The organism is Synechococcus sp. CC9616, assembly GCF_000515235.1.
Taxonomy (GTDB): Bacteria; Cyanobacteriota; Cyanobacteriia; order PCC-6307; family Cyanobiaceae; genus Parasynechococcus.
Window position 1 is genome coordinate 63,572 of the sequence record NZ_KI911558.1, and the last position, 15,859, is coordinate 79,430.

General features: G+C 59.3%; 17 protein-coding genes. 8 read left to right on the forward strand and 9 right to left on the reverse strand.

Translation table 11 applies throughout. The features are described 5' to 3' along the window. Nucleotides 1-41: 41 nt before the first annotated feature. Genes SYN9616_RS0100420 through SYN9616_RS0100430 form a run of 3 tightly spaced genes read right to left on the reverse strand, consistent with a single transcriptional unit; the run spans nucleotide 42 to nucleotide 3,164 of the window. Nucleotides 42-668 (reverse strand): cytochrome c oxidase subunit 3, encoded by a 627-nt coding sequence (locus tag SYN9616_RS0100420; RefSeq protein WP_028951366.1) that lies wholly within the window; start codon nucleotides 666-668, stop codon nucleotides 42-44. Further along, nucleotides 665-2,338, reverse strand: a complete 1,674-nt coding sequence (ctaD, locus tag SYN9616_RS0100425) for a cytochrome c oxidase subunit I (RefSeq protein WP_028951367.1) — start codon at nucleotides 2,336-2,338, stop codon at nucleotides 665-667. Before ctaD ends, SYN9616_RS0100420 begins: the two co-directional genes overlap by 4 nt. A 1-nt stretch (nucleotide 2,339) precedes the next feature. Further along, on the reverse strand, nucleotides 2,340-3,164 hold the full coding sequence (locus tag SYN9616_RS0100430; RefSeq protein ID WP_028951368.1) for a cytochrome c oxidase subunit II: 825 nt from the start codon (nucleotides 3,162-3,164) through the stop codon (nucleotides 2,340-2,342). Between the two features lie 246 nt (nucleotides 3,165-3,410). Between SYN9616_RS0100430 and SYN9616_RS0100435 the strand changes: the two genes are divergently transcribed. From SYN9616_RS0100435 to SYN9616_RS0100460, 6 genes are read left to right on the forward strand one after another with little or no spacing between them, the layout of a single operon-like run. After that, entirely contained in the window at nucleotides 3,411-4,337 is a 927-nt protein-coding gene (locus tag SYN9616_RS0100435; RefSeq protein WP_028951369.1) for a heme A synthase, read from the forward strand. Continuing rightward, nucleotides 4,330-5,313, forward strand: a complete 984-nt coding sequence (locus SYN9616_RS0100440; protein ID WP_028951370.1) for a heme o synthase — start codon at nucleotides 4,330-4,332, stop codon at nucleotides 5,311-5,313. The genes SYN9616_RS0100435 and SYN9616_RS0100440 overlap by 8 nt, the downstream gene beginning before the upstream one ends. A gap of 51 nt (nucleotides 5,314-5,364) precedes the next feature. Next, complete coding sequence (locus SYN9616_RS0100445; protein ID WP_028951371.1) at nucleotides 5,365-6,378, forward strand: ATP-binding cassette domain-containing protein; 1,014 nt, start codon at nucleotides 5,365-5,367, stop codon at nucleotides 6,376-6,378. A gap of 41 nt (nucleotides 6,379-6,419) precedes the next feature. Further along, a complete protein-coding gene (locus SYN9616_RS0100450) occupies nucleotides 6,420-7,274 on the forward strand; it encodes an ABC transporter permease (protein ID WP_028951372.1) in 855 nt (284 codons plus the stop codon). Between the two features lie 4 nt (nucleotides 7,275-7,278). Then, nucleotides 7,279-7,896 carry a hypothetical protein gene (locus SYN9616_RS0100455; RefSeq protein WP_028951373.1) on the forward strand — a complete coding sequence of 206 codons (618 nt, stop codon included), beginning with the start codon at nucleotides 7,279-7,281 and terminating at the stop codon, nucleotides 7,894-7,896. Between the two features lie 6 nt (nucleotides 7,897-7,902). After that, a complete protein-coding gene (locus SYN9616_RS0100460; RefSeq protein WP_028951374.1) occupies nucleotides 7,903-8,592 on the forward strand; it encodes an N-acetylmannosamine-6-phosphate 2-epimerase in 690 nt (229 codons plus the stop codon). Here SYN9616_RS0100460 and groL read toward each other — a convergent pair whose 3' ends face one another. Next, on the reverse strand, nucleotides 8,593-10,308 hold the full coding sequence (groL, locus tag SYN9616_RS0100465; RefSeq protein WP_028951375.1) for a chaperonin GroEL: 1,716 nt from the start codon (nucleotides 10,306-10,308) through the stop codon (nucleotides 8,593-8,595). A gap of 130 nt (nucleotides 10,309-10,438) precedes the next feature. Here groL and SYN9616_RS16930 point away from each other — a divergent pair, with 130 nt between their 5' ends. Continuing rightward, complete coding sequence (locus tag SYN9616_RS16930; protein WP_156097907.1) at nucleotides 10,439-10,615, forward strand: hypothetical protein; 177 nt, start codon at nucleotides 10,439-10,441, stop codon at nucleotides 10,613-10,615. Nucleotides 10,616-10,618: 3 nt separating this feature from the next. Here the strand turns inward: SYN9616_RS16930 and fabG are convergent, their stop codons facing one another. Genes fabG through SYN9616_RS0100485 form a run of 3 tightly spaced genes read right to left on the reverse strand, consistent with a single transcriptional unit; the run spans nucleotide 10,619 to nucleotide 13,338 of the window. Then, a complete protein-coding gene (gene fabG, locus SYN9616_RS0100475) occupies nucleotides 10,619-11,371 on the reverse strand; it encodes a 3-oxoacyl-[acyl-carrier-protein] reductase (protein ID WP_028951376.1) in 753 nt (250 codons plus the stop codon). Nucleotides 11,372-11,428: 57 nt separating this feature from the next. Continuing rightward, nucleotides 11,429-12,496, reverse strand: a complete 1,068-nt coding sequence (locus SYN9616_RS0100480) for a TrkA family potassium uptake protein (protein WP_028951377.1) — start codon at nucleotides 12,494-12,496, stop codon at nucleotides 11,429-11,431. 8 nt (nucleotides 12,497-12,504) lie between these two features. Then, on the reverse strand, nucleotides 12,505-13,338 hold the full coding sequence (locus SYN9616_RS0100485) for a glycosyltransferase family 9 protein (protein ID WP_028951378.1): 834 nt from the start codon (nucleotides 13,336-13,338) through the stop codon (nucleotides 12,505-12,507). A 72-nt stretch (nucleotides 13,339-13,410) separates the two neighbouring features. Here SYN9616_RS0100485 and ispD point away from each other — a divergent pair, with 72 nt between their 5' ends. Beyond that, nucleotides 13,411-14,091, forward strand: a complete 681-nt coding sequence (ispD, locus tag SYN9616_RS0100490; protein ID WP_028951379.1) for a 2-C-methyl-D-erythritol 4-phosphate cytidylyltransferase — start codon at nucleotides 13,411-13,413, stop codon at nucleotides 14,089-14,091. Here ispD and SYN9616_RS0100495 read toward each other — a convergent pair. Both SYN9616_RS0100495 and SYN9616_RS0100500 read right to left on the reverse strand, forming a co-directional pair. Further along, nucleotides 14,075-14,962 (reverse strand): LD-carboxypeptidase, encoded by an 888-nt coding sequence (locus tag SYN9616_RS0100495; protein WP_028951380.1) that lies wholly within the window; start codon nucleotides 14,960-14,962, stop codon nucleotides 14,075-14,077. The two genes, ispD and SYN9616_RS0100495, sit on opposite strands and share 17 nt — an antisense overlap. After that, entirely contained in the window at nucleotides 14,962-15,828 is an 867-nt protein-coding gene (locus SYN9616_RS0100500) for a 4-hydroxybenzoate polyprenyltransferase (RefSeq protein WP_037990530.1), read from the reverse strand. Before SYN9616_RS0100500 ends, SYN9616_RS0100495 begins: the two co-directional genes overlap by 1 nt. Between the last annotated feature and the right edge of the window lie 31 nt (nucleotides 15,829-15,859).

Consider the following 15,859-nt stretch of genomic DNA (forward strand, 5'->3'; position numbering starts at 1 on the left):
TCACTTGAATTGTGGCGTCGCTTTTCAATGCTGGCAAGGGATCAGAGCAGATAAAGGATCACAAACAGGATCACCCAGATGCCATCGACGAAGTGCCAGTAAAGCTCTGCTGCTTCAAGGGGGAATGCATTGTTCTGATTAACGCGTCCTCCATCTGATCTGGCTTGCCACCAGACGATCAGGATCATCAGTGCTCCGAGGGTGACATGAAGACCGTGAAACCCTGTGGCTGCAAAGAAGGTGCTTGCGTACAGATTGTCGGTGAGACCGAAAGGAAGGGTGAAGTACTCGACCATCTGGCTCACCAGAAAGGCAATGCCAAGGCCTGCTGAGATCAGCAGCCATCTGCGGCAAAGCGGGTGGTTGCCGAGATGCAGGGCTTTGCCGGCCCGATGGAAGGTGGCGCTGCTGACCAGCAGCAGAATGGTGTTAAGGATGGGCAGCGGCAGTTCCAGCTCGTAGATGGCTCCGGCAGGCAGGGGATTGACCGCTTTGAAGGTGAGGTAGGCAGCGAAGAACCCGGCAAAGGTCATGCCGTCGGCGATCAGAAAGGTTGCCAACCCGAACATGCGGTGGTCGGCGTGCTCCTCATGGCCGTGCTGGTCATGGTCGATCTGGCCATCCCCTTGGGATTCGCCTTCGTGGTTGACGGAAAGGGTGCTGGTCATTTGCCACTGCTCCAAAGGTCACTGCCGCTGGTGGATGCGAGGTCGAACTGATCAGGGGAGACGCCATAGCCATAGGGCTCCTCAACCAACGGTGCTTCGCCGATCCAGTTCTCCACCGGGGGTGGGGAGCTGGTCAGCCACTCAGGAGTCAGGGCATTCCATGGGTTGTCTCCGGCTGGCTGACCCTTGAAAGCACTGTGCACCACGTTCCAGAGAAAGGGGAGAGTGCTGATGGCCATCAGCAGGGCACCCACGGAACTGATCTGGTTGATCAAGGTGAACTGGGGGTCGTATTCCGCAACCCGCCTCGGCATTCCGTTCAGGCCCAGCCAGTGCTGGGGGCCGAAGCAGAGGTTGAAGCCAATGAATGTGAGTGCGAAATGAAGACGTCCAAGATCCTCATTGAGCATCCGCCCTGTGAACTTCGGATACCAGTGGTAGATCGAGGCGAAGATCACGAACACCGAACCGCCGAAGACGATGTAGTGAAAGTGGGCAACCACGAAGTAGGTGTCGTGAACATGAATGTCGAATGGCACCTGAGCAAGAGCAACTCCGGTGATCCCGCCGAGGACGAAGTTCACGATGAATCCGCATGAGAACAGCACGGCACTGTTGAGGCTGATTCGACCTCCCCAGAGTGTTGCCAGCCAGTTGAAGAATTTGATGCCGGTTGGAACGGCGATAAATGCTGTGGCAATCGTGAAGAACAGGCGCATCCAGGGAGGCGTACCACTGGTGAACATGTGGTGTGCCCAGACGATCAGGCCCAGAACAACAATCGCCATGATCGAATAAACCATGGTGGTGTAACCGAACAAAGGCTTCCTGGCGTGAATGGGCAGGATTTCACTGACCAGCCCGAAAGCCGGCAGAACCATGATGTAAACGGCTGGGTGCGAATAGAACCAGAACAGATGCTGATAAACAACGACATTGCCGCCGAGAGTGGGATTGAAAAAGCCTGTGTGCGCAACGATGTCGAAGCTGAGCAGAACGAGTGTGCCAGCCAGAACCGGCGTCGACAGCACCACCAAAATGCTGGTGCCAAGCATGGCCCAGCAATACATCGGCAGTTGCATCAGCTTTAAACCTGGACGTCGCAGTTTCAGGATCGTTGCGATGAAATTGATGCCGCCGAAGATGGAACTTCCACCCAGAAGCAAAACACTCAGAATCCAGAGAACCTGCCCTGTCGCTGGCGTTGTGATGCTCAATGGGGGATAGGCCGTCCAGCCTGATTGAGCAGCTCCAGTAATGAAATAACTGCTGATCAACAACAGTCCTGCCGGAGGAATCAACCAAAATGCAACCGCGTTCAACCGAGGGAATGCCATGTCCCTGGCTCCCACATAGAAGGGAATCAGGTAATTCCCGAAAGCGCCGTTCACAACAGGAACGATCCAGAGAAAAATCATCACCGTGCCATGCAGGGTGAGCACCTGGTTGTAAACATCACGCGCCATGAAGTCCGCGACAGGGCTGGCTAGCTCCGTTCGGATTGCACCTGCCAAGGCTCCGCCGATCAAATAAAAGAGAAAGCCACAGACCAGATACTGCAGGCCAATCACTTTGTGATCGACGCTGAAGCTGAAATACCTCAGCCAACCCGTTGGCTGAAGTCTCCGAGGACGTTCGGTTCCTGTGTCTGGAAGGAGAGTGACAGTCATCTCAGGTGTTGGTTGAAGCTGTTTCGCTGGTCGGATCTGGTTTGGCGTTACCGCTGAACCAGGTGTCCCAGGCTTCTGGTTCATCGACAACCACGGTGGATCTCATGCCGCCGTGATAAGGACCGCAGAGCTCAGCGCAGACGATCGGGTAACGACCTGGTCGGGTTGGCGTGAAACTCAGTTGCGTTGGCTGACCGGGAATGACGTCCTGCTTCAGACGAAATTCCGGAACCCAGAATGCATGGATCACATCCTTGGCTTCCAGTCGCAGCGTGACCGGGCGACCAGCAGGCACGTGCAGCTCTCCGGCTGTGATGTCACCGTCGGGGTAGTGGAACAGGAATGCGAACTGCATCGCCGTGACGTCGATGGGCAGGGCATCAACAATTCCGGATTCGACCGTCCCGGAACTGATTCCTCCCCAAATCCTCTGCTCGGCCATCCCCGCGGAATGGTCATGGGCGAGGGGAACCATGCCGCCCATTCGGTCGTAGATGTCGTAGCTGTAGAGGCCCACAAAGAGCACAACAACAGCTGGAACCGCTGTCCAAAAAATCTCCAGGGGGAGATTGCCTTCTATGGCGATGCCATCACCGAGCTGGCCTGGTCGCCGTCTGAAGCGCACCAGGCTGAAAACCAGCAATCCGATGATGCCGATAAAAAGAATGGTTCCAATCGTGAACAAAACCTGAAAAAGTTCGTCGTAGATCGGCGCATTCACGCTGGCATCAATCGGCAAAAGATTGATGTTCTGGCCAATCCACATCCCTCCCAGGACAAGGACCATCCCAATCACAAGAGTGATGATTGCTGAAGGGATCTGCATTCCATGAATCCCTGAGTACGTTCAGCCTATGGAGCCTGCTTGTGAACTCCATGCTGTGATTGTTAAGGCCGCCTAAAAATCGTTTGATTTGCTCCATTTTCGCTTGATTTGGCTGAACACATGTCAGCAAAAGTGGATTAATTCTCTTTTCAGGATGTTGCAGTCGTCCATACAACGTGCCGCTTAGGAGGCGATCGCTACGGTCCTAATAACGCTCCGGGAATCACCCCGGGCGGAGATGCCTCGATGACTGTTTCATCCACGTCTCCTCTTCGGCGGCGTCTTGCTCTTCTTGCCGCTCATCTCGTCGTTGCCCTGATTGCCCTTGTGGTGATTGGGGGTGCCACCCGCGTCATGGAAGCAGGTCTGGCTTGTCCGGACTGGCCACTTTGTTACGGCACCCTGTTGCCGGGACGGCAGATGAACATCCAGGTGTTTCTGGAGTGGTTCCATCGGCTGGATGCCTTCGTGGTCGGTGTCGCCTTGCTCGTCATGGCTGTTGCATCGTTTGTCTGGAGGCGTCTTCTGCCTGGATGGCTCCCATGGCTCTGCACCGTTCTGGTGTTTCTCGTGGCATTGCAGGGAGGTCTTGGGGCCCTCACCGTCCTGCAGTTGTTGCCATCCGGCATCGTGACGGCTCATCTGGCCTTGGCTCTCACCCTTGTGGTGCTGATGAGCGGATTGACTCAGCGTTTGCTTCAACCTTCCGCTGATGCATCTCCTCTCTGGTGGCGACTGTTGTCCGGCTTTGCCCTGCTTGGTGTCGTCAGTCAGAGCCTGCTGGGTGCGCGGATGGCGACCTCCTGGGCGGCTCAGAGTTGTCTTCTCGGCGGTGAAAACTGTCGCTGGTTGCTCTTGCATCGCTCGATGGCGACTCCTGTCGCTTCAGTGGTGCTGTTGTTCGTTGTTACGGCACTGATCGCTGGGGGCTGGAGTCGCCGTCAGTGGCCATTTCTGCTGGGCCTCTGCGTCCTTGTCGGTGCCCAGGTGGCGTTGGGTGTGTTGACCCTGCGCCTGGGTCTGTCTCAACCCGGCGTCACCGTCGCCCATCAGCTGGTTGCCGCTCTTCTGGTGGCCCTGCTCGCTGCCCTTGTGGCCAGGCGTCCAGAGACGTCTCCTACCCCTCTCCCCGTCGTCCTCGACGACACCTCCATGGAGCCTTGTCATGGCTAGTTCGGTCTCTGCTTCTGTCGCGCCCACCCGTGAAGAGGTCGTCCCATCACGCAAAAGGGTCAAGCTGCCCCCCTGGCTTGAGGTCGCCAAACCCCGCCTGATTCCCCTGTTGCTTGCTACAACACTCGGAGGAATGGCGCTGACTGAGGGATGGCCCCTGTCCTCACCTCGACTCGTCTGCACTCTCGGCGGTGGTGCGCTGGCTTCGGCTGCTGCCGGTGTTCTCAATTGCTTGTGGGAGCAGGATCTTGATGCCCGCATGGCGAGGACAAGCGGTCGGGCTCTGCCCTCGGGTCGGCTCTCTCCGACCAGTGCCTTTATCGGTGCGATCGCCTGCACCCTGACGGCGGCAATGCTGCTGGTGAGTGGGGTGAACTGCCTTGCGGCCGGACTCTCCCTGCTTGGACTCTGCAGCTACGTCCTTCTCTACACAGCACTGCTCAAGCCCCGCACACCCCAGAACATTGTGATTGGCGGTGTGGCAGGAGCCATTCCCCCCCTGGTCGGTGCTGCTGCTGCCACGGGGCATATCGGCCTTGGCGGCTGGTGGCTCTTCGCTCTTGTGATGGTCTGGACCCCCGCCCATTTCTGGGCTCTGGCCCTGCTGCTCAGGGAGGACTATCGATCCGTCGGAATCCCGATGCTTCCCGTTGTCAAAGGACCGGTTGTCACGGCACGGGCTATCCATCGCTATGGATGGGCCACGGTCTGTCTCAGCACCTTCGGGATCTGGGCTTTACCCACGGGAGGCATTTTCTACGGCTTGATGCTGCTTCCGTTCAACGGTCGCCTTCTGCAGATGGTGAATCGACTGGGATCAGATCCAGACAGCCTGCCAGGGGCCAAGGGCCTGTTTCGCTGGTCGATTCTCTATTTGTTCGGGATCTGTCTGTTGCTGGTGCTCAGTCGCACCTCCCAGGCCAGCCTCTTCGACGAACAGGTCTGGTCGCTTTTGACTCAGCTGCAGACAAGCTGAGTCTTCTTAAAGTCGGGTACCCAGCCAGAATCACCAGACGGCGACATCGCAATGGCGTTGATTGAACTGCGTCAGATCCACAAGTCCTATGGCGCTGTCATTGCTCTTCGGGATCTGTCTTTAAACGTTCCCGAAGGTTGCCTGTTTGGTCTGCTCGGTCCCAATGGGGCTGGCAAGACCACAATGCTCAGAATTCTGGCCACCCTGCTTGCTCCCGACAGCGGAGAGGTTCTGGTTGCTGGGCTCGATGCTCTTGATCAACCTCGAGCCGTCAGGCAGTTGCTTGGCTATGTGGCGCAGGAAGTGGCGATTGACAAAATCCTTACGGGCCGGGAGCTGCTTCAGCTGCAGGGCGACCTCTACCACCTGAGGGCCGTTGTCCGGGATGCCCGCATTGCGGATCTCGTTGATCGTCTTGATATGGGTGACTGGATCGATCGACGGTGCGGTACGTATTCAGGAGGGATGCGCAGGCGCCTGGATCTGGCAGCCGGACTACTTCATCGGCCCAAACTCCTGATTCTTGACGAGCCCACCGTCGGTCTTGATATCGAAAGCCGGGCTGCCATCTGGGAGCTGCTGCAACGTCTTGTCTCCGAGGGCACCAGTGTGCTTTTGAGCAGTCATTACCTCGAGGAGGTTGAGGCCCTGGCCGATCGCATGGCCATCATCGATAACGGCTCCGTGATTGCCGAAGGTGCGCCCGATGAGCTCAAACAGCAGCTGGGCGGTGACCGTGTCACCTTGCGCGTCAGGGAGTTCAGCGACTTACAAGAGGCTTCTCTGGTACGGGGATTGCTTGAGCAGGTTGAGGGCGTCCGCCAGGTTGTGATCAACCGCGCCCAGGGATACTCCCTCAACCTGGTGATCGAGGACGACCCGGTGATTGCGCGCTTGCGTGATCGTCTGGCCCATGAAGGGCTTCCGGTGTTTGCTCTCGCCCAGAGCCGCCCCAGCCTTGACGATGTTTACCTGCAGGCCACAGGCCGCACCCTGATGGATGCGGAACTTGCGACAGCAGGACAGCGCGACGTCAAGCAGGAACGGCGCCAGTCGATGCGCTGATGACGTTGTTTGCTCACCTTTTGTTTCAGGATTCCTGATCGATGAACACTCCGAGCCTCCAAGCCCCTTTCGTTCCCGAGTCACCCAGTGCCTTCGAGGAACTCAGTCAGGAAACCCTGGCCCTCACCCGCCGTCTGTTCCTGCAGCTTGCCCGTCGCCCGTCCTCATTGGTGGCTGGAATCCTGCAGCCATTGATCTGGCTGATTCTGTTCGGAGCTCTGTTCGCCAAGGCGCCGGAGGGTTTGTTGCCAGGCGGAATGAGTTACGGCCGTTTTCTGGGAGCTGGAGTGATTGTCTTCACGGCATTCAGCGGAGCTCTCAATGCTGGGCTGCCGGTGATGTTCGACCGTGAGTTTGGTTTTCTCAACCGATTGCTTGTGGCACCTCTTCGGAGCCGCAGCTCGATTGTGCTCGCCTCGGTGATCTACATCACGGTGATCAGCCTGCTGCAAAGTCTGGCGATCATGGGCACAGCGGCGATCCTCGGTTACGGCTGGCCAGGGTTCGGTGGCCTCGTCCTGGTGGTCTTCAGCCTGTTGCTTTTGGTGTTCGCAGTCACCGCACTCAGCCTTGGCCTGGCCTTTGCCTTGCCGGGTCATATCGAGCTCATCGCGGTCATCTTTGTGGCCAACCTGCCGTTGTTATTCGCCAGCACGGCATTGGCACCTCTGTCCTTCATGCCGTCCTGGCTGGGCTGGCTTGCATCACTGAATCCACTTACCTTCGCGATAGAACCCATTCGGGCTGCCTACAGCGGTCCAGTCGATCTTTCCTCAGTACTGCTGGATGCTCCTTACGGACAGCTCACCGGCTTTCACTGTTTGACGATCTTGATGGTGCTCACGGTCGGACTGTTTTTACTGATCCGTCCTCTGCTCAACCGAAAGCTCTCCTGAATCCGTGCCGACCTCCCCTTTTCAGCAACCATCGTTTCGACGGAATGCTTTGGCCAGCCTGATTGAAGAGGCTGATCAACGTGGCGACACTCGGGAGTTGCTCCTTCTGAAAAGTCAGTGGGTTCATCGCTACGGCGTTGATTCGATGCCCACGTCATCGATGGTGTCGGAACCGATCGCTGATTGGCTGGGCAAAGAGCCTCTGACCACTGATGTGCCTGAGTCTGATCAGGTCGAAATCGATTCATCCGCCATCGAAGCAGCCGAGATCGAAGCAGCCGAGATCGATGCAGCCGAGATCGATGAGCCGATGCCAGATGAGCTCACAATCGATAATCTCAACTCCGACAATCTCAAACAGGACGAGCCAGAGCCCGAGGACTTCGTCGCTGCGACCCAAGACCCTGTTTCAGATCAGCCCCCTGTTTCAGAACACTCCCCCCTTTCAGAACAGCCTTCTTCAGGCGATCCGTCTGCAGTTGATTCCGCGCCGTCGCGTCCCCTGACTGCGGTTCGCTCGATTCCTGCAGTGGCTTCCATCCCTGCCCCACCGATCAGCACACCCCGGTCGCTTCGTCGCTGGCTGCCAGGAGCTGATGATCAGCTCCCCAAGGCGTCCTGAACAACGATGCTGATGAAAGCTGAAGCCTTGGATGGAGGTCTGATCGTCTCCGTGCAAGCTCCTCCCGGTTCACCCATGCGTGATCCTGAGGTCATCGCAGCGATGGCGGAGGCGTCGCTGCGCAATGGTGCAGTGGGTGTTCGTCTTGAGAGTCCGGAGCACATCGGAGCTGTACGCCGCCGCTGCCCCGAGGCTTTGATCATCGGGCTGTGGAAGCGCACCTTTCCCGACAGCTCCGTGTACATCACCCCAGGTTGGCGAGAGATTCAAGCCGTCTGGTCTGCTGGTGCCGATGTTGTGGCCATTGACGCGACGTCCCGTTTTCGGCCGGATGGTCAGCGTCTCGATGATCTGATCGAGCGAAGCCGCGATGAACTGCGAGCTCCATTAATGGCTGATGTCGACAGCGTCGAGAATGGTTTGCAGGCAGCAGAACTGGGCTGTGAGTGGGTTGGCACCACTCTGTTCGGCTACACAGATGAAACGTCAGGATCCAGGCCGCCGGCGCTCTCGTTGCTGCCGGCTCTTCGGCATGAGCTCAAGACATCCGTCCGTCTGATCTGTGAAGGCGGCATTGCATCCCCGGAGGAAGCCCGCTCAGCCCTTGAGGCTGGAGCGGACAACGTTGTTGTGGGCACTGCAATCACCGGAGTGGATCTGCAGGTGGCTGCCTACTGCCGGGGCATGGCTGGCTGATCACATCATTCCTGGCATTCCCATACCGCCCATGCCGGGCATTCCCATACCACCCATTCCGCCCATACCAGGCATTCCCATACCGCCCATTCCTCCCATCCCACCCATGGGATCACCGCCCCCATCGGGTGCTGCGGCTGCCGGCGGTTCAGGTTTGTCAGCGATCACCACTTCTGTGGTGATCAGCAGGCCAGCAATGGAAACGGCATCCTGAACTGCGAGACGAACCACCTTGGCGGCGTCCACGATCCCGGAGGCCAGCAGGTCTTCAAAGGTGCCGGTCATGGCATTGAAACCCTTGCCGCTGGATCGCATCTCAGCAATCACAACATCGCCGTTGCGACCGGCATTGGCGGCAATTTGATGAACGGGAGCTGTCAGAGCTCTCTGGACAATTTCAACGCCAGTACGTAATTCGCCACTGAGGCTTGCCGCCAGTGAATCGAGGTTGTCGGACAGCTGCAGAAGCGTGCTTCCACCTCCGGCCACGATGCCTTCCTCAACGGCGGCGCGGGTGGCGTTCAGGGCATCTTCGATCCGTAATTTCCGGTTTTTGAGTTCGGTCTCCGTCGGAGCCCCAACTTTGATCACTGCCACTCCACCTGCCAGCTTGGCAATCCGCTCGTTCAGTTTTTCCTTGTCGTAGTCGGAATCGGTTGCATCCAGCTCCCGCTTGATGGAGGCAACGCGATCGGCAACGGCACTCTGGTGGTCTTCATTGGCGACGATCGTGGTGTTCTCCTTGCTGATCGTGATGCGCCGAGCCTTACCAAGATCCGAGAGGCTCACCTTGTCGAGGGTCATCGCCCTGTCTTCGCTGATGACCGTGCCTCCCGTCAGGATGGCGATGTCCTCGAGGGCAGCCTTGCGGCGCTCCCCGAACGAAGGAGCTCTCACAGCAGCGACCTGAAGCACGCCCCTGTTCTTGTTCACGACGAGGGTGGCAAGGGCTTCACCCTCGACCTCTTCGGCCAGGATCAGCAGGGGTGATCCACCTTTTTGAACCTCTTCCAGGACGGGGACAAGATCGGCAATGGAACTGATCTTGCGATCCGTGAGCAGGATCAGAGGATTATCGAATTCGCAGATCTGACGGTCCCCGTCTGTGACGAAGTACGGGGAGCTGTATCCGCGATCAAAGGCCATCCCTTCGGTGATTTCCAGCTCGGTCGCCAGCGACTTGGATTCCTCCACCGTGATGACGCCATCGACGCTGACGCGATCCATGGCTTCCGCCACCATTTGCCCGACCTCGTCATCTCCTCCTGAGCTAACGGTGGCGACCTGTCGGATCGCTTCGCCGGCGACGCTCTGACTGCGTTCCGTAAGGCTGGTGATCACCTGTGCCACAGCTTTTTCCATGCCGCGGCGCAGTTCCACAGGGCTGGCGCCGGCAGCTGTGTTGCGCAGACCTTCCCTGACCATTGCCTGGGCCAGAACTGTTGCGGTGGTGGTTCCGTCTCCGGCTTTGTCCTTGGTTTTGGAAGCCACCTGCTGAATCAGCTTGGCGCCGAGGTTCTCGAACGGATCCTTGAGTTCGATTTCTCGGGCGATCGTGTCGCCGTCATTGACGATGTCAGGAGCGCCGAATTTCTTTTCGAGAACCACATTGCGGCCGCGGGGGCCGATGGTGACGCGAACGGCGTCAGCGAGGGCGTCGACACCACGCTCAAGGGAGCTGCGGGAGTCGTCGGAAAAGGAAAGAAGTTTGGCCATGGTCGCGGATCCGCCATTAATCAATGTCCCACAGCGGACAGGCCAAAGAGGAGGGCCTCAATGGTGGGGAAAGCCGAATGGTCCTGGTCTTGGTGATGCCGGGCCAGCACTGGCTGATTAACGTCCGGGCATGGCCGACTCCGGTGCGCTGTTCTTTGTCTTGATGGCAGGCCTGGCGGCATCGATGGCGCTCGTCTACGTCCCTCTCCGGATTTTTCTGACGGCTACGGCGAGAAGCCGCAGGTTGAGGTTGCTGCAGCGCATCCGCCGTCTTCGCGATGAGTTGGCTCAGCCGCTTGAGTTGTAGAGCTCAGGCCATCACCATTCCGCCATCCACCTGCAACACCTGGCCAGTGATGTAACCCGCGGCTGGATCAGCGGCCAGAAAACGCACTGCTCCAGCAACCTGTTCCTGCGTTCCGAAGGTTCCCAGGGGAATGTCGCGAAGAATGGCATCGGCATCCAGACCCTTGGTCATGTCGGTCGCGATGAAACCAGGGGCCACCGCATTCACCGTGATGCCACGGCTGGCCAGCTCCTTCGCCGTGCTTCGGGTTAGTCCAACAACCCCCGCCTTGGCTGCTGCGTAGTTCGCCTGGCCGGCATTCCCCATCAGGCCCACCACCGAGGTGATGTTGATGATCCGACCACTTTTCTGTTTCAGCATCGGACGTGCAACGGCACGACTGCACAGGAACACGCCGGTGAGATTGAGATCAATCACCGCTTGCCAGTCGCTGGTCTTCATGCGCATCAGCAGGCCATCGCGCGTGATGCCGGCGTTGTTCACCAGCACGTCCAGTCGGCCGCTGCGCTCCAGCACCGTTTTGAACAGGGTCTCCACGTCGTCTTCGATCGACACATTCGCCTGAAGCGCGTAAGCCTTGCCACCGCCATCCTTGATCGCGCTCACGACCTCCTCAGCGGCTTGCGCGGAACTTGAGTAGTTCACCACCACTTCTGCACCTGCTTCCGCCAAAGAAAGCGCGACGGCGCGGCCGATGCCCCGTCCGCCTCCCGTCACCAGCGCGGTCTGACCGGCGATCGAAGCAGGGGTGGTCATGAAGAGCTCGGAGCTCGCAGGATCGTAGAGATCCGCAGTTCCATCCTCAAAGATCGCTCAGGCAGGCATGTTGTCGACGGTGATCACCGCTTCGCCCAGCAATCCCTGGAACACGGCGAGTTGCTCTTTGCTTCCCAGAACAATCAGGAGTTGTCCTGGACCGAGCTGAACATCACTGCTGGGATTGGCGATCAAGCGTTCACCATCCCTGATGGCCAGCACCATGGCGCCACTGCGACGCCCCAATTCCAGTTCCTGAAGCGATCGGCGATGAACAGTCGCCAACTGGCGTGGATCGCTGCTGAGCTGGAATTCCTCGATTTCATAGTCGGAGCCCGCCAGGAGTTCCATGAAATTCACGGCCAGCGGACGCAGCGCAGACGCGGCCATCACCCGTCCTCCGGCCACATAGGGGCTGACCACAACGCTGGCACCGGCCAACCGCAGTTTTGAAGACGCCTCGACGGTGTTGGCTCTGGCGATTAGCCGACAGTCCGGACGCAGATCTCTGGCACTGAGAATCACATAAAGGTTGGAGGCATCACCTGGCAGTGCCACCACGAGGCTGCGGCAATGCTCCAGACCAGCATCCAGCAAGGTGTCATCCATGGTGGCGTCGGCATGCACCACGTTCAAACCCCTGGCCTCAGCGACATCTCTTCGGTCGGGATCGGTTTCGATCACGACCAGTGGAATCGACTCCTTCTGGAGCTGAGCGGAGATCTCCTGGCCCATGCGGCCATACCCGCAGAGGATGACGTGATCACGCATACGCATCAGCGTTCGCTGGAAACGAAGTTCCCTCAGCCGACGGAAGTACCCCGATTCTGTCAGCCCCAGAACGCGCTGGATCGATAGCTGCACCACCAGCAGTCCTCCGATCACGATCAGCACCGTGACCAGCCGTCCTTGCGGAGAGAGCGGTTCGATCTCGCCGTAACCGATGGTGCTGATCGTGATCAGCACCATCCAGAGGCAGTCCCCCCAGTCCCATCCTTCCGTGATCCGGTATCCCGCTGCGCCAGCCAGAATCACGGTTGACAAGGCGGCAATGGGTCCACGCCATGGCGCCGTCAGGGTCTGGAACTGTCGCCGGGTCTGATTTCTCCGCCATGACCGCGACATCGGCGGACTCAAAAACCGAGGGCTTTGAGCACCTCATCCTCTTGAAGTGACCTCAGCTCAGACACAGTGCCGAGACAGCGAAGATCGCTTCTCTCAGGCAGAAGTCCTGGCTCTGCACCGAGGGCGACAAGCGGTGTCCCGCTGAACACCGCTAGCAGCTGGGTGATTGGACAACTGGTCAGCACGACATCTGCACACGCCACGGCTGCGGCTTTGCGGTTCAGGGACACATCCGCCGAGAGGCTGTCACAGCGCAGGTTGGCGAGGCGCGTTTGGATTACGGCGGGCAGAGCGTTCCAATGCGCTTCTGGCCAGTCGGTGTTATCGCCTTTTGGAGCCATGAGCAGCAGGGGACCGTCTCCTTCGGGATGGTCCGAACGGATCTGATCCAGTGTTGCCTGGGGAATTGTGAGTCTGAACGCATCGGCATCCAGGGATACCCCAAGCGGTTTCAGCCAAGGGGCTAAGCGTTGGGCCGACCAGCCAGGACCATCGTCCACAAGCTCGGTACAGGAAAAGCCCGTGCGGCCGATCCTGGTCATGATGCGGCTCATCGAGAGCATCAGGTTTACCTGGCGTCCTTCGACGAAATTCAGGCAGATCTGGAAATCGGGTTCTCGGATCGATCCCAGCAGGTTGGCCCAGTCGGAGAGGGCTGGATCGTTTTCGAAGTCGATCGGAATCAGCTTGTCCAGGGCCGGAACCAGCATCCAGGCTGCACGGCTGGTTGGGTCGCAGGCCACCTGGAGGCTGGCGCCCAGCGTGCGGCAGAGGCTTGCCAGGGCTGGCATCCGAACCAGTTGATCCTTCAGCGGCCCCGGGCTGAGGGCAAGAACTCGCATCAGACCGCCCCCAGAAGCGTTTGAACTGATTTTATGGAGGTCCTATCCGCCTGCTTGCGGCAGGAGTCGCTTGTGCATCTGTTGATCGCCGCCGCCGGCAGCGGTCGGCGTATGGGGGCGGATCGCAACAAACTGCTGCTCCCGCTTGCTGGTCGTCCGCTGATCGCCTGGACGCTTGACGCGGCAATGGAGGCGGAACAGATCTCTTGGATCGGCCTGGTCGGCCAGGAGGTGGACCGGGACGAGATTGTCTCGCTGCTCGACAACGTCCAGAAACCCGTTGTGTGGATTCAGGGGGGAAGCACCCGCCAGGAATCTGTGCTGCGTGGTCTTGATGCTCTGCCTGCGCAGGCCAACCATGTTCTGATCCATGACGGAGCCCGTTGCCTGGCAGAGCCCGACCTGTTTGATCGCTGTGCTGTGGCTCTTGAACAGGGTGGAGCCCTCATCGCGGCTACGCCTGTCACCGACACGATTAAAAAGGTGAATGGTGACGGCCAGATTCTGGAGACGCCTCTGCGTGCCGAGCTGTGGGCCGCTCAGACCCCGCAGGGTTTCGCGGTGGATCAACTGCGACAGGGACATGCCGAGGCGCTGAAAAAGGGCTGGACTGTCACCGACGACGCCTCGCTCTACGAACGACTCGGATGGCCGGTTCGCGTGCTCGATGCGGGACCGTCCAACATCAAAGTGACAACACCGTTCGATCTGACGGTTGCGAAAGCGGTGCTGGCCCTCAGGCGATTAGGCTGAGAAGCCCCTTGTCGCCGTCGAGCCGGGCAAGCCGGCCCATCGGCAGGGCCGCATTGCCAGGACGGTGGCCAATGGGGAGATTCAAAACCCTGGGAATGCCAAGGTCCCCTGTGCGTTCCTTCAGCACGTCGTCGAGGCTGAAGCACCAGTCCCGCGGACGGTCGTCGTCAAAGCAGTCCTGGAAATGTCCAAACCCGATTCCGGCCAGACCGTTCAGTGCTCCACAGAGGCGCCACTGCGTGAGCATGCGATCAATGCGATAAGGCGCCTCGCCAACATCTTCAAAGATGAGGAGAGCTCCCCTGAGATCGGGCATGTGATCCGATCCCAAAAGATGGGTGGCCACCGTGAGATTGGCGACCACGAGAGGACCGGTTGCCTGCCCACCGCCGAGCCCAACCCCGTTGAGATCACTGGCGGGTTCGCCGAACAACAATTGACGCAGACGTTCCTGGCTCCAGCCTGGCTCCTCCGCCAGGGTCGTGAGCAGAGGTCCATGAATGCCACCGTCGTAGCCAGCGGCCAGGCGGCTCCAAAGCAGGGCCGTGACATCGGAGAAACCCAGTAACCAGCCTGGGCGCCAGGGAAGTTCCGATTCCAGAAGACGAGCTGCTCCCCAGCCCCCCCTGGCACAGGCCAGAAGCGAGACGGACTCTGGTGTCAGAAAGTCGCCACGCCGCTCCTGATCGGTGCCTGCGAGATAGCCCCAGTGACGCCCGACGATCTCAGGACGCAGGCAGTTCAAGCCCCAGCTCTCCAGCACAGCCACTCCCTGAAGGAGTCGTTCCTCATCGGGAATGGCTGAACTGGCTGCCACGGTGGCCACGATGGCGCCGGCAGTCAGCGGTGCAGCTGGGACAAGGGGCTTCATCAGGCGAGGCGACCCAAGACAAAGCCGAGAAGAAGCAGGCTGCCGAGCTGCACCTGTCGCATGAAATGTCGCCCAAAGGTGGCCATCGAGGCTTCCTCTCGTTCCAAGGGTGTGCAGCTGAGCTGCATCAGCACGCTGGCCGCCAGCCAGAACGGCCAGACACTCCAGTGCATGCCGGCGTCGAGGGCTGCGATGCCGAGCAGCACACTCACGGCTCCATAACAAAGCCTCACCGTTGCCACAGCGGCACGTCCCAGGGTGAGGGCACTGCTTCTGAGACCCAGAGCGGCGTCATCGCGCCGATCCGCCATCGCGTAGACGGTGTCGAAGCCAAAGGTCCACAGCAACGTGGCGAGCCAGGTGCTGAACAGACTCCAACTGAAGCTGATCTGTGTTTCCGCAGCTGCCCAGGGGATCAGGACGGCGAAACCCCAGCAGAGGGCAAGCACGGCCTGTGGGAATGGGAACCAGCGTTTTGCTGATGGGTAAAGCAGGACCGGTGGCAGTGCCATGACCGCCAGAACAAGACACAGCTTCAGGCTTTCTGTGGGAAGACTCAGCACCACCAGCAGGCTGATCACCAGCAAGGCGACAAGCATTTTGAGGGCTGTGCGGATCTGGATGGCGCCCCTGGCCAAGGGACGCATCTTGGTGCGTTCAACGCGGCCATCGATGCGTCGATCCCAGAGGTCGTTGGCGATGCAGCCGGCGCCACTGACCGCCAGACCACCCACCATGATCTGCAGCAGCAGAAGCAGTGCGGGAGGTGCCGAAGGGCTCAGCCACAAGGCCCAGCCCGCCGGAATCAGCAGAATCAGCCGACCTGTGGGCTTATTCCAGCGCAGCAGCTCAACCCATGGCCCCATGGCCTGCCGGCGAATAGGACGGGTCACATCG